At 65.8% G+C, this 13,567-nt stretch carries 13 protein-coding genes; 8 read left to right on the forward strand and 5 right to left on the reverse strand.

From position 1 onward, the window contains the following. The 3 genes from CWO91_RS37910 to CWO91_RS37920 all read left to right on the forward strand — a co-directional run. Window positions 1-403 (forward strand): hypothetical protein (locus CWO91_RS37910; protein WP_130220510.1); only part of this gene is annotated, 403 nt, incomplete at its 5' end. Window positions 404-500: 97 nt separating this feature from the next. Continuing rightward, window positions 501-1,193: a response regulator transcription factor gene (locus CWO91_RS37915; RefSeq protein ID WP_091881121.1), complete on the forward strand. Its 693-nt coding sequence runs from the start codon at window positions 501-503 to the stop codon at window positions 1,191-1,193. After that, window positions 1,180-2,256 (forward strand): sensor histidine kinase, encoded by a 1,077-nt coding sequence (locus tag CWO91_RS37920; RefSeq protein ID WP_130220511.1) that lies wholly within the window; start codon window positions 1,180-1,182, stop codon window positions 2,254-2,256. Before CWO91_RS37915 ends, CWO91_RS37920 begins: the two co-directional genes overlap by 14 nt. 11 nt (window positions 2,257-2,267) lie before the next feature. On the opposite strand, the gene CWO91_RS37925 is transcribed toward CWO91_RS37920, so the two are convergent. Both CWO91_RS37925 and CWO91_RS37930 read right to left on the reverse strand, forming a co-directional pair. Then, window positions 2,268-2,639: a response regulator transcription factor gene (locus tag CWO91_RS37925; protein WP_130220512.1), complete on the reverse strand. Its 372-nt coding sequence runs from the start codon at window positions 2,637-2,639 to the stop codon at window positions 2,268-2,270. Further along, complete coding sequence (locus CWO91_RS37930; RefSeq protein WP_130220513.1) at window positions 2,636-3,502, reverse strand: S1C family serine protease; 867 nt, start codon at window positions 3,500-3,502, stop codon at window positions 2,636-2,638. Before CWO91_RS37930 ends, CWO91_RS37925 begins: the two co-directional genes overlap by 4 nt. 199 nt (window positions 3,503-3,701) lie before the next feature. Between CWO91_RS37930 and CWO91_RS37935 the strand changes: the two genes are divergently transcribed. The 4 genes from CWO91_RS37935 to CWO91_RS37950 all read left to right on the forward strand — a co-directional run bounded on the left by CWO91_RS37935 (window position 3,702) and on the right by CWO91_RS37950 (window position 9,312). Beyond that, window positions 3,702-4,667 carry a VOC family protein gene (locus tag CWO91_RS37935; protein WP_130220514.1) on the forward strand — a complete coding sequence of 322 codons (966 nt, stop codon included), beginning with the start codon at window positions 3,702-3,704 and terminating at the stop codon, window positions 4,665-4,667. A 64-nt stretch (window positions 4,668-4,731) separates the two neighbouring features. Then, window positions 4,732-5,607, forward strand: a complete 876-nt coding sequence (locus CWO91_RS37940; protein WP_130220515.1) for a dihydrodipicolinate synthase family protein — start codon at window positions 4,732-4,734, stop codon at window positions 5,605-5,607. Window positions 5,608-5,781: 174 nt separating this feature from the next. After that, the gene (locus tag CWO91_RS37945; RefSeq protein ID WP_130220521.1) at window positions 5,782-6,867 is read left to right on the forward strand and encodes a S1C family serine protease; all 1,086 of its coding nucleotides are present in this window, start codon (window positions 5,782-5,784) and stop codon (window positions 6,865-6,867) included. A gap of 126 nt (window positions 6,868-6,993) precedes the next feature. After that, a complete protein-coding gene (locus CWO91_RS37950; RefSeq protein WP_130220516.1) occupies window positions 6,994-9,312 on the forward strand; it encodes a xanthine dehydrogenase family protein molybdopterin-binding subunit in 2,319 nt (772 codons plus the stop codon). Window positions 9,313-9,490: 178 nt separating this feature from the next. Here CWO91_RS37950 and CWO91_RS37955 read toward each other — a convergent pair whose 3' ends face one another. The 3 genes from CWO91_RS37955 to CWO91_RS37965 are packed head-to-tail and all read right to left on the reverse strand — an operon-like array spanning window position 9,491 to window position 12,707. Continuing rightward, window positions 9,491-10,687: an acyl-CoA dehydrogenase family protein gene (locus tag CWO91_RS37955; RefSeq protein ID WP_130220517.1), complete on the reverse strand. Its 1,197-nt coding sequence runs from the start codon at window positions 10,685-10,687 to the stop codon at window positions 9,491-9,493. Window positions 10,688-10,702: 15 nt separating this feature from the next. Further along, window positions 10,703-11,851, reverse strand: coding sequence for an acyl-CoA dehydrogenase family protein (locus tag CWO91_RS37960; RefSeq protein ID WP_130220518.1), 1,149 nt, complete (start codon window positions 11,849-11,851; stop codon window positions 10,703-10,705). 4 nt (window positions 11,852-11,855) lie between these two features. Next, complete coding sequence (locus CWO91_RS37965) at window positions 11,856-12,707, reverse strand: enoyl-CoA hydratase (RefSeq protein WP_130220519.1); 852 nt, start codon at window positions 12,705-12,707, stop codon at window positions 11,856-11,858. 142 nt (window positions 12,708-12,849) lie between these two features. Here CWO91_RS37965 and CWO91_RS37970 point away from each other — a divergent pair, with 142 nt between their 5' ends. Then, window positions 12,850-13,452 carry a LemA family protein gene (locus tag CWO91_RS37970; RefSeq protein ID WP_130220520.1) on the forward strand — a complete coding sequence of 201 codons (603 nt, stop codon included), beginning with the start codon at window positions 12,850-12,852 and terminating at the stop codon, window positions 13,450-13,452. Window positions 13,453-13,567: the final 115 nt, after the last annotated feature.

Raw genomic sequence — 13,567 nt, forward strand, 5'->3', positions numbered from 1 at the left:
GCATTTCGGTGGTGGCGGCATGCACGCCGGCGGCATGGGCGGTGGCATGCATGTCGGCGGTATGGGCGGGGGCATGCGAGTGGGCGGCATGGGCGGAGCTCATTTCGGTGGCGCCCGCTTCGCCGGTTCCCCGATGGCCGCTCACGCGGCGATCGGGCCGCGCTTTGCCGGTGCGCCGCTCGCGACCCGCGCCGCCTTCGGCCCGCGGTTTGCCGGCACGGGCTGGCACGGCAGGCATTTCATCGGCCGCCATGCCTTCTTCCACCATCATCGCTTCCACCGGTTCGCCTTCGTCGGCGCGCCGTTCGTCTATGCCAACTATTACGACGACGGTTGCTGGCGCAGGAGATGGACGCCCTATGGCTGGCACTGGGTCAATGTGTGCGGGTACGATTGGTACTAGCATCGCCGGACCGCACCATTGTCGCGGTCGCCACCGGGCAGTTCCGCTCAGCCCCGGGACGGGATAGTCTGGTGGCGATCGTCGCGCGGAGTTCGTCATGACCGGAGGTCACCGCCGCATCCTGGTCGTCGAGGACGATCCGGAAACCGCAGGCCAGCTCGTCGAGGAACTGACGACCTCCGGTTACGAGGTCGATCTCGCAGCTAACGGGCGCGAAGCCCTGAGCCATGGCGCCGCGCGCGATTATGCCGTGATCACCATCGACCGCATGCTGCCCGATATCGACGGCATCACCGTGATGCGGCAGCTGCGCGACGACGGCATTGCCGCGCCATTCCTGATCATCTCAGCGCTCGGCGAGGTCGACGACCGCGTGCGTGGCCTGCGCGCCGGCGGCGACGATTATCTCGTCAAGCCGTTCTCGTTCGTCGAGCTGCTCGCACGGCTGGAGGCGCTCGGCCGCCGCAGCGAGACCATTGCCAAGGAAACGCTGATCCGGGTCGGTGATCTCGCCATCGATCTGATCGCACGCAGCGCCAGCCGCCGCGGCCGCAAGATTCCGCTGCTGCCGCGCGAGTTTCAACTGCTCGAATATCTCGTCCGCAACGAAGGCCGCGTCGTCTCCCGCGCAATGCTGCTCCAGCACGTCTGGGACCTGCATTTCGATCCTTCCACCAACATCATCGACGTCTATGTCGGACGGGTCCGCCGCAAGGTCGACGATGCCCAGGACTATCCGCTGATCCACACCATCCGCGGCATCGGATATTGCCTCCGTGCTCCTGGCTAAGACGCTCCGCTCCTCGACCTTCCGTCTGGCGCTGATCGCGATCGCGGCGTTCGGGATGATCGTCGCGGCGATCATGGCCTATGTCTATTTCGGCACGCTCGCCTATGTGCAGAGTAGGCTCGGCACCGTCGGCGATCATGACGGCTTCACCGGCATGATCGAGCTCGCGATGGCCGCGGTCGCCGTGCTGCTTCTGGTGCTGGCTGGGCTCGCGGCGGTGCTGGTGACACGGCGCACGGTCGGGCGGATCGAGCAGATCAACGCCACCAGCCGCGCCATCATGCTCGCCGGCCTCGACCAGCGCATTCCCCTGCGCGGCAGCAACGACGAATGGGACCGCGTCGCCGAAAACCTCAACCAGATGCTCGACCGCATCGAGACGCTGATGGGCGAGGTCAAGCAGGTCAGCGACAACGTCGCCCACGATCTGCGCACGCCGCTGACGCGCATGCGCGGCCGGCTGGAGAAGGCCTATCACGCCCCGCGCAACAGCGAGGCCGACGCGGCGCTGATCGGAGACACCATCGCCGATCTCGACGCCGTGCTCGGCATGTTCGCCTCCATCACGCGGATCTCGGAGATCGAGACCCGCGCCCGCACCGGTGCCTTCCGCGCGCTCGACCTCGCCGAGATCGCCGGTGAGGTCGTCGAGCTCTACGATGCCGCGGCCGAGCAGGTTGCTACAAAGCTCAGCCTCGCCAGCGACCGCGAGGTGCCGGTGATCGGCGACCGCGACCTCTTGTTCGATGCCATCGCCAATCTCGTCGACAACGCGATCAAGCACGGCCGCAAAGGCGGGCAAGTGACCGTCACCTGCCGCAGCGCCGATGGCTGCGCGGTGATCGCGATCGCCGACGACGGCCCGGGCATTCCCACCGGGGAGCGCGATCACGTGTTCAAGCGCTTCTACCGGCTCGAACAGAGCCGTTATACGCCGGGCAATGGCCTCGGCCTCAGTCTCGTCGCCGCGGTCGCGCGCCTCCATGGCGCCGAGATCGCGCTGCACGACAATGTGCCGGGCCTCACCGTCCGGCTCAGCTTTAAGGCGGCATCAGCGACGTGAATCGGACGGCATCAGAGCTCGATCACGCCGCGGCGCGCCGCGTGCGCGACCGCGTCGGTGCGGCCGGTGGCGTCCAGCTTGTCGAGCAGCGAGCCGACATGGAATTTCACGGTATGCACGGAGATACCGAGCTGGCGCGCGATCATCTTGTTGGAGGATCCCTCGGCCATCAGCGCCAGCACGTCGAGCTCGCGCTGGGTCAGCGCGATGTCGCCAGGCATGATGCGCGGATCGCGGGCAACAACCGTCGCTGCAGCGGCTTCGCCAGGCGCGGCGAGGCGAAGTCCGGCGACGTTGCCGAGCAGCTTGGCCAGGCGATCGGCGAGGGCAGGGTCGTCGATCTCCAGGGCGAGCACGACCTCCGGCGCGTTGTCCTCGCTCACGCCTCCGGCCTCTCGCCGATCGTGACCTTGAAGCTGACCGGTTCGCCGCCGCGGCGCGCGGCGACATCGACCACCGCGCCGACGCTCGAAGGTCCCAGCATTCGCGACAGCGCACGCACGCCGGACAGTTTCTGGTCGTTGACCGCCACGATCACGTCGCCCTGGCGGATGCCGGCCGCGGCCGAAGGCCCGGCTTTGTCGACATTCATCACCATCGCGCCGATACCGTCGTCGAGCCGCACCGGCTGGAGCCCGAGACCGAGATAGCCGCGCGCGATGCGGCCGCGCGCCTCGAGCTGGGGCGCGACGCGCTCGATCGTCGCCGTCGGGATCACCAGCACCCGCCGCGGTCCGAGCACGGCCATGCCGAAGGCTTCACCCGATGCATCGAGCGCAAGGCCGCCCTGCTGGCTACCGCGCAGGCGGACGTCGAGCTCGATCCGCGCATCGATGTCGCCGCCGCGCAGGCTGCGCCAACTCTTGCCAGACGCCGATACCATCCCGAGCGCTGCACTCGGCGTATCGCGGTTGGTTGCGACGACGATCGACAGCGTACCTAGCGCAGGGATCGATGTGGTTAGCTTGACCGGGGCAATGGCGGCCTCAGTGCGCAGCAGCGCTATATCGGTCGTATGGTCGCGGCCGGCGACCGTGGCGGCCACCCGGCTGCCGTCGGGAAGCCCGATCTCGACCGCGCCCTCGTCGGCCAGGGCCTCGTCGGCAGTGACGATCAGACCAGGCTTCCAGACAAAGCCGGTCGCGCGGGAGCGATGCGAATGCACGGAGAGGACGGACGGCGCGGTGCGCGCCACTACGTCCGCGAGTGCGGACGATAGCGAAGACAGAGGAGTTGGGTCGGTCATGGCAGGCTCCTATAGCTGTCCTCAATCTGGGACGTCACAGGCATTTGCGAAACTGGCCGGGTGGCCAGGACATATGGGACGGCCGCGCCTCCGCAGCGCCGGCCGACGAACATGTGATTGGGAGCCGCTCACGGGAACGTGTAGCAATCGGCCTGACATTGCGCCGCACGGCCTCAACCATTTCCGCGAGCCCTGACTGATGACCATCGATCTCACCCGCCGCACCCTGCTTCAACTTGCCGGCGCGACCTCGCTCGCAATGGCGGCCGCAGCCGCGGCGCGCGCCGAGGGGAATGCACCGGGCGGCGGGCCGACCTATGCCAGCCGCACGCCGATGCGGGTCGGCATGGTGACGCTCCGGGTCAAGAACCTCGACAAGGTCGCCGACTACTACCGCGATGTGCTCGGGCTTACCGTAATGGAGCGCTTGGCGACGACCGCGAAGCTCGGCACGGCCGGCATCACGCTGCTGGTGCTGGAAGCCCGTCCCGAAGCAGCCATCGAGCCGCGCAACGCCGCCGGCCTCTACCACACCGCCTTCCTGATGCCGACGCGCAAGGATCTCGCGCGCTGGCTGGTCCATGCGGCCGCGCATCGCGTGCCGCTGTCGGGCTTTGCCGATCACCTCGTCAGCGAATCCGTCTATCTCGACGACCCCGAAGGCAACGGCATCGAGGTCTATGCCGACCGCGATCCCTCGCAATGGCAATGGAGCGAGGGCAGCGTGAAGATGGCGACCGACGAGCTCAACATCCCTGACCTCTTATCGCTCACCAATACGCGCGTGGCCGATTATGCCAGGGCGCCGGACGGAATGCGTATCGGCCACATGCATCTGCGCGTCGGCGATCTCGCGCAGGCCGAGAGCTTCTATCACGGCACCATCGGCCTCGACCCGACCCGCCGCCGCAATGGCGCGGCGTTTCTGTCGTCGGGCCGTTATCACCATCACCTCGGGATGAACGTCTGGCAGAGCCAGGGCGCGGGCCAACGCGACGATCAGGCGACGGGTCTCGCCTGGTTCTCGCTGGTCATGGAAAAGCAAGAGCTGCTCGCCGCGCAGGAAGAGCGCCTGCGCAAGGGCGGCGCGCAGGTCACCGCGCTCGCCGACGGCCTGGAGGCGATCGATCCCTGGGGCACGCGCGTGCGCTTGCTCAAGGTTTGATCGCCGGGGCGGGCATTGGTAATACCCGTCGGGTGCCAGCCAGCCTTCCGGAGCTTCCCCCGACATGTCCGAATTCCACGGCGTCTTCCCTTATCTGGTCTCACCCGTTGATGTCGACGGCGCGGTGCGCACCGAAGTTCTCGCAAAGCTCTGCGACGATCTGATCGGTGCCGGCGTGCATGGCCTGACCCCGCTCGGCTCGACCGGCGAGTTCGCCTATCTCCACGCCGCACAGCGCATGGCGATCGTGCAGACCACGATCGAGGCGGCGAGGGGCCGCGTCCCGGTGGTCGCGGGTGTCGCCTCCACCTCGACGGCGGATGCGGTGGCGAAGGCCAGGGCCTATCAAAAGCTCGGCGCCGACGGCATCCTGGCGATTTTGGAGGCCTACTTCCCGCTCGCCGATGCGCAGGTCGAATCCTATTTCCGCGCCATCGCCGATGCCGTGGACATCCCCGTCGTCATCTACACCAATCCGCAATTCCAGCGCTCCGATCTCACCCTCGATATCATCGCGCGCCTCGCCGAGCATCCGCGCATCGGCTACATCAAGGACGCCTCGACCAACACCGGCCGGCTGCTCTCGATCATGAACCGCTGCGGCGATGCCTTGCGGGTATTCTCGGCCTCCGCCCATATCCCGGCCGCGGTGATGCTGATCGGCGGGCTCGGCTGGATGGCGGGACCCGCCTGCATCATCCCGCGCCAGAGCGTTGCGCTTTACGACCTCTGCAAGGCCGGCCGCTGGGACGAGGCCATAGTGCTCCAGCGCCGGCTATGGCGGATCAACGAGGCCTTCGCCCGCTTCAACCTCGCCGCCTGCATCAAGGCGGGGCTTTCGATCCAGGGCTACGACGTCGGCGATCCCGTCCCGCCTCAGGCCGCGCTGACGGCCGAGCAGCGCAGGATCGTGGAAGCGGCGTTGCGGGAGTTGGCATAGCCGATTGTCACGCGGCAATATGTCCTCGGACGCCCTGCCGAAAGCAAAGCCGTTCTCTGTCTGCCTTGGTCAGGAAACTTCCAGCCGCTTGCGACGTTGCTGCGTGAGCGAGGTCCGCCATCTCATGCATGTGCATTCCGAACACTGCTTTCAGCACACACCGCGGTGATCGCCATGAATCGTCGATACGGAATTGCCGCGGCAGCTCTTGCCGCTCTGCTGCTCGTAATTACTGCCGCGAAAATCCAACATGCGCCATGGACCACTCCCACCGCGCGAGCCGTCGAGCAGCGCGGGCCGCTGTCCGAGGCCGAAACGGCCACGATCGACATCTTCGAGCGCGTGTCTCCTTCGGTTGTCCAGGTGGCGGCGAGATCGGCGGCCAATCCTCTCATGGGTGAGGAAGGCCAGGGCGGCGCTTCCGGCACGGGATTCGTCTGGGACCGCGAGGGTCACCTCGTGACGAACAATCATGTCGTGGCCAATGGCGGCGAAATCGCCGTGCGCTTTGCGTCGGGAGAGGTGGCCAAGGTGGACCTTATCGGCACGGCCCCCAATTACGATCTTGCGGTCCTGCGAATCCGGAGCGTGCGCGAACTCCCTCCGCCGGTGGCTCTCGGCAGTTCGAGTGACCTGAAGGTTGGGCAATCCGCCTTCGCGATCGGCAATCCATTCGGGCTGGATCAATCGATGACCAGCGGCATCATCAGTGCCCTCAAGCGTAGGCTTCCGACCCATGGCGGCCGGGAGATTGCCAATGTGATCCAGACTGATGCCGCGATCAATCCAGGCAATTCAGGCGGGCCGCTGCTGGATTCCGCAGGCCGCCTGATTGGCGTCACGACGGCGATCATCTCGCCGTCCGGCTCGAACGCCGGCATCGGGTTCGCGGTGCCGGTCGATGTCGTGAACCGGATTGTCCCCGAGCTCATTCGCAACGGCCGGGTGCCAACGCCTGGCATCGGCATCGTCGCCGCCAGCGAGGATGTTTCGACGCGGCTTGGCGTCGAAGGGGTGATCGTGGTGCGGACGGCCCCCGGCAGCCCTGCCGAACGGGCAGGGATTCGCGGTGTCAACTTATCGACTGGAGCGGTCGGAGACATCATCACCGCGGTCGAAGGCAAGCCGGTGCGGCGCCTCGCCGACTTGTCCGATGCGCTGGAGCAGGCCGGGGCCGGGAAGACCATTCGCCTCACTGTCAAGCGCGGCTCGGACAGCCGCGACGTGAATGTGGGCATCATCGACATCGAGCGTTCCTGACCTCGCAATCTGCGCTGCCAAAGGAGGCGTGGCACGCAATGCAGATGTGCTGCGGCTCGGTTGTATCGACTGCAAAATCGGCTAAAACCGCCGCGGTCGTTTTCCGGATTTCAAGGACATAGCGGAATGAACATTCTTCCCGGCAATTTGCGTTTCGGAGCGGGCCAGCCCGTCAAGCGTTTGGAAGACCTTAGGCTGCTCACCGGGAAGGGGCAATTCATCGACGACAAGCCGGAGGACGGCGCGCTGTGGTTGCATGTGCTGCGCTCGCCGCATGCGCACGCGAAGATCGTCTCGATCGATACCAGTGCCGCGGCGTCGATGCCCGGCGTCACCGCGGTCTATACCGGCGCGGACCTCATCAATGACGACATCGGCGGCATTCCGACGTTGAACATCTTCAAGCGTCCCGACGGCAAGCCGATGACGGTGCCGCCGCGCCGGCTGCTCGCCCATGAAGTCGTGCGCTATGCCGGCGAAGCGGTCGCCGCAGTGGTGGCCGCCTCGCGCATTGAGGCGCAGAGCGCGGCCGAAGCAATCGTGGTCGAATATGACGTGCAGCCGGCGGTGGTCGACCCCGTCGAGGCGGTAAAACCCGGCGCGCCCGTGGTGTGGCCGGAGGCGCCCGACAACATCGTCGGCGCGATGGCTTACGGCGATGCGGCCAAGGTGGACGAGGCGTTTGCCAAGGCCGCGCATACCGTCGAACTCGATCTCGTCAGCCAGCGCCTCGTTCCTTCCGCGATGGAGCCGCGCTCGACCATTGCCGAGATCGACAAGACCGGCCGCCTGCTGCTGCACGTGCAGTCGCAAACGCCGGCCTCGACCCGCGACGTGCTGGCGGAAGCCGTGCTGAAGCGTCCCAAGGACAGCGTGCGGGTGCTGGTCGGCGACATCGGCGGCGGCTTCGGCCAGAAGACCAACCTCTATCCCGAAGATGGCCTCGTCGCCTATGCCGCGACCAAGCTGAACCGTAAGATCCGCTGGCGCGGCGATCGCACCGACGAGTTCGTCGGCGGCACCCATGGCCGCGACCTCACCTCCACCGCCTCCTTCGCGCTGGACGAGAAGGGCAAGGTGCTGGCCTATCGCGTCAAGTCGATCGGCTGCACCGGCGCCTATTCCTCGGGTGCGGCCAACATCATCCCGCTGGTGCTCGGGCCGTTCGTGCAGACCGGCGTCTACGATCTGCCGCTGGTGCATTTCGAGGTGAAGTCGGTGATGACCCACACCGCACCGGTCGGCGCTTATCGCGGCGCGGGGCGGCCCGAAGCCGTCTTCATCGTCGAGCGCCTGTTTGACGCGGCTGCGCGCAAGATCGGCATGGATCCGCGCGCGATCCGCAAAGCCAACTACATCAAGCCGGCGCAGCTGCCCTACACCAACGCGGCAGGACAGGTTTATGATTCCGGCGCCTTCGCGCATATGCTCGATCGCGCCGTGAAGCTCGCCGACTGGGACGGGTTTGCTGCGCGCAAGAAGGCCGCGAAGAAGAAGGGCCTGCTCTACGGCCGCGGTCTCACCTCCTACATCGAATGGACCGGCGGGCGTGCGCATACTGAGAAGGTCAGCCTGCACGCGACCTCGCAAGGGCGCGTCGTCCTGCATTCCGGCACCATGGCGATGGGGCAGGGGCTGCAGACCACCTACACCCAGATGATCTCCGACACGCTCGGTGTCCCCATGGACAAGATCGACGTCGTGCAGGGCGACACCGATCTCGCCATGGGCTTTGGCAGCGTCGGCTCGCGCTCGCTGTTCGTGGGCGGCACGGCAGTTGCAGTCTCCTCCAATGACCTGATCCAGAAGGCGCGCGAGAAGGCGGCGAACGTGCTGGAGACCTCGGTCGAGGACATCGAGTATCAGGGCGGCATGCTCACCGTGGTCGGCACCGACCGCCGCATCAGCCTGTTCGATCTCGCCGAGAAGGAAAGCGGCGCCAAGCTCAGCGTCGATTCCGAGGGTGAGGTGGATGGTCCGAGCTGGCCCAACGGCACGCATGTCTGCGAGGTCGAGATCGACCCCGAGACCGGCGTCTCCCGCGTCGTGCGCTACACCACGGTCGACGACGTCGGTATCGCCGTCAACCCGATGCTGGTGACGGGCCAGATCCATGGCGGCGTTGCGCAAGGCATCGGCCAGGCGCTGTATGAGGGCGTGTCCTATGACGCCGACGGGCAGCTCCTCACCGCGAGTTATCAGGACTACTGCATCCCGCGCGCCGACGACGTGCCGCCGATCGTGGTGACGCTGGATGACTCCGCGCCCTGCCGCACCAATCCGCTCGGCGCCAAGGGCTGCGGCGAATCCGGCGCCATCGGCGGCCCGCCCTGTGTCACCAACGGCGTCATGGATGCGCTGGCGGAGCTCGGCATCACCCAGCTCAACACGCCGCTGACGCCGCAGAAGATCTGGCAGGCGATCCGGGACGCAAAGGCGGGTTAGGAGTTCTCCGTCGCTGCCCCAAACTCAGCTCGTCGTCCCGGCGAAGGCCGGGACCCATAACCACCGAGTAAATTTGGCGAATGCTGGTGGTTACCAGCTTCGCACCACAGCTTCTCCCCGGAGTATGGGTCCCGGCCTGCGCCGGGACGACAGCGGAGGGTGTTGCGACAGCCGGGGGTTAAATCCCCAGCATCATCTTCGCGATGATGTCGCGCTGGATCTCGGAGGTGCCGCCAAAGATCGTATAGGCGCGGCCGTTGAGATATTCCGGCATGACCGTCAGCATCTCCTCAGGCGTCGCCGGCTCGTGGTTGAGCTTGTAGAGCGGGCGCATGGGCTCGACGGCGAGCGCGTCGTGGCCGATCACATCGGCCCCGAGCCGCGTCACGGCCTGGCGGATTTCGCTGTTGCGCAGCTTCAGGATCGACGACACCGCACCGGGATTTTGCCCGGTCTGCAGCGCCGAGAGCACCCGCAGCTCAGTCATCTCCAGCGCATCGATGTCGATCTCGACCTCCGAGATGCGCGTTGCGATATCGGGGCTGTCGATCGCGCGGCCCGTGAGGTCGGACTCGGCAAGGTCCGCGATTGCCTTCAGGCCCTCGCGCAGTTTTGCCGAGGCGATGCCCGAGCCGCGCTCGAACTCGAGCAGATATTTGCCATAGGTCCAGCCCTTGCCTTCCTCGCCGACGCGGTTGGCGACGGGCACGCGCACGTCATCGAAGAACACCTGGTTGACCTCGTGGTCGCCGCCGATGGTGAGGATCGGGCGCGTGGTGATGCCCGGCGTCTTCATGTCGATCAGGATGAAGCTGATGCCGTCCTGCTGCCGCGGCCCGTCGCTGGTGCGCACCAGCGCGAACATGCGGTTGGCGTGATGCGCATGCGTGGTCCAGATTTTCGTGCCGTTGATGATGTAGTCGTCGCCGTCGCGCACCGCGCGCGTCTTCAGCGAGGCGAGATCGGAGCCGGAGCCCGGCTCGGAATAGCCCTGGCACCAGTAATCCTCGCCGGAGAGAATCCGCGGCAGATAGAAGTTCTTCTGCTCGGGGCTGCCGAAGCCGATGATGACGGGTCCGACCATCTTCACGCCCATCACGTTGACGTTGGGCACACCGGCGCGCGCGCATTCGGTCTCGAAAATCCAGCGCTGCGCCGGTGTCCAGACCGGCCCGCCATGCTCGACCGGCCTGCCTGGCGCGCCCCAACCCTGCTTGTGCAGCGCGCGCTGCCAAGCCATGCCGATGTCAGGGTCGGCGAACACCGAAGGCGTCAGCGCGGTCGCGCGCTTCATCTCGTCGGTGAGATTCTTCGCGATGAACTTGCGCACCTCGTCCTGGAAGGCGCGCTCCTCGGCATTGAACGATAAGTCCATAATGCGCTCCTTGTGTCAGGCTGGCGCGGCGTTGCGGCCAAGCTCGGCGTGGCGGGCATAGTGATGCGCGCTGCCGCCGAACAGCGTGTCGAAGGCCACGAGCCGCTTGAAATAGGCGCCGACCTCGAGCTCCTCGGTGACGCCCATGCCGCCGTGGAGCTGGATCGACTGCTCGCCGACGAAGCGCGCGCATTTGCCGATCTTGGCCTTCGCACCCGAGGCGGCCCGCGCGCGTTCAACGGGATCGGCGTCGGCTTTCAGTGCAGCGCGCAGCGCCATCGATCGGGATTCGTCGACCTGCATCGCCATGTCGGCGAGGCGGTGGCGGATCACCTGGTTGGCCGAGAGCGGACGGCCGAACTGTTTTCGAATCTTGGTGTATTCCAGCGTGGTGTCGAGCAGCGTCTGCATGATGCCCACGGCTTCCGCACCTAACGCGGCCATGGCGCGATCGACGGCCCATTCGATGGCGGGCAGCGCATCGTGACCGTCGCCGAGCAGAGCGTCTGCAGGCAGATGCACGTCGCACAGCTCGATATTGCAGGCGCGTCCGCCGCCAAGGCGCTGATAGTCGCTGATCGCAATGCTCGGCGTCGTCGCCGGCACCAGGAACAGGCCGATCCGTCCCGAAGGCCCCTGATGATCGTGAACATGCGCGGAGACGATGATCTCGTCCGCAGCATGGCCGTCGAGGACGGCGATCTTGCTGCCAGTGAGGTGCCAGCCCTGCGCCGTCTTGTTGGCGACAGAAGCGACCTTGGCGAGATCGAACCGTGCCGCGCGCTCGGAATGCGCCAACGCGAGCTTCAATGATCCGTCCGCCACCTTGGGCAGGCTCGCTTGCTTCTGCTCCGTAGTGCCGCATCTAGCGATCAGCGCGGCTCCCAGCACCACGGTTGCGACATAGGGCTCCGACACCAGCCCGCGGCCGAAAGCTTCCATCAGGATGCCGACATCGACCGCGCCGCCGCCGAGCCCACCGAACTCTTCCGCGATCGGCAGCGCCAGCCAGCCGAGCTCGGCGAACTGTTTCCACACCAAAGGGCTGAACCCGAGCGGATCGCTCGCCATCTTGCGGCGATGATCGGCATCGTAGCTTTCGGCCACGAAGCGTTCCGCGCTCTCGCGCAGCAGGCGCTGCTCGTCACTGAGATTGAGGTCCATGGGGCTACTCCGCCGCCGGCGGCTTACGCACGGAGGGATGCAGGCCGGATGGATCGACGATCATGCCGAACTCCTGGAGATTATGGGCGTGGCAGAGCTGATGTAGCGCAAAGGCCTGGTCGATCGCGGCGGCTTGGCCCATCACGTCCACCGAGCGGTTCACCGCCTCCTTGGTCAGCTTCAGCGCAAAGGACGGTTTTGTCGCGATCCGCCGCGCCAGCGCCAGCACGCTCGATGACAGCTCCGCGCGCGGCACGACCTGATTGACCATACCCAGCTGATGCGCCTCTTGGGCGCTCCAGCTATCGGCTGTGAACAGGAACTCCTTCGCCTTGCGTGGGCCGAGCTCCCAGGGATGCACGAACCATTCGACGCCACAGACGCCCATCGTGACGACGGGATCGCAGAACTGCGCATCGTCGCTGGCGACGATGAGATCGCAGGCCCAGGCCAGCATCAGCCCGCCGGCGATGCATTTGCCATGCACCTCGGCGATTACAGGCTTGGCGAGGTTGCGCCAGCGCCGCGTGATCTGGAGATAAATTTCCTGCTCGCGCGCGAAGCGACCATGGGCATTGGGCTCGGCAAAACCGCCCCAATTTCCAATCGGCGGAAAATCGATGCCCGCGGCATTCTTAGCCCCGGGACGCAGGTCATGCCCGGACGAAAAGTGCGGACCGTTGCCGGCGAGGATGATGACCTTGACCGCATCGTCCTGCACCGCCGCATCGAAGGCGGCGTTGAGGTCGTAAGTCATTTGCAGGTTTTGCGCATTGCGTGCGTCGGGCCGGTTCATCACGATCCGGGCAATCGCCGGCTCCGGTCGCTCCACGAGGATAGTCTCGAACGAGCTCATCGCTTTCCCCTGGCGTTTCCGTTCTTGTTTTATCCGAGTTGACTATGTCGGCGAGGGATAGGCAAGAGGCTTGCGTCAGTCGGCTGCTTTTCTCAGGCGCTTAATCTGGTAGTTTGCACCAGATTCCACCGGGAGAAATTTGATGCGCAAGATCCTCACCGTGCTGGCGGCGTTGGCCTCGCTGAGCCTGACCAATTGCGGCTACAACGCGATCCAGAGCGAGGATCAGCAGATCAAGGCCAATTGGTCCGAGGTCGTGAACCAGTATCAGCGCCGCGCCGATCTCGTGCCCAATCTGGTCAATTCGGTGAAGGGTTTTGCCCAGCAGGAGAAGGACGTGCTGCTCGGCGTGACCAATGCACGCGCCAAGGTCGGCAGCATCCAGGCAACGCCGGAGGTGCTGAACGATCCCGCGGCCTTCCAGAAATTCCAGGCCGCCCAAAGCGAGCTCTCCAGCGCGCTGTCGCGGCTCCTCGTCGTCACCGAGAACTATCCGCAGCTCAAATCGGATGCCCTGTTCAAGGACCTGATGTCGCAGCTCGAAGGCACCGAGAACCGCATCACGGTGGCGCGAAACCGCTATATCAAGGCGGTGCAGGAGTACAACGTCACCGTCCGATCGTTCCCGACGAACCTCACCGCGATGGCGTTCGGCTACAAGGAGAAGCCGAACTTCTCGGTCGAGAACGAGAAAGCAATCTCGACTGCGCCGAAGGTGGACTTCAACCCGGCGCCGGCGAAGTAAGCGCGCGTCGTTTCGCAAATGCCTTTACCCCCACTCACCGCCGTCATTCCCCGCGAAAGCGCGGAATCCAGTACGCCGCGGCTTCACCGTAGTCCTCTGGCGTCTCTGGAATACT

Source organism: Bradyrhizobium genosp. SA-3 (assembly GCF_004212635.1).
In the GTDB taxonomy this organism is placed as follows: Bacteria; Pseudomonadota; Alphaproteobacteria; order Rhizobiales; family Xanthobacteraceae; genus Bradyrhizobium.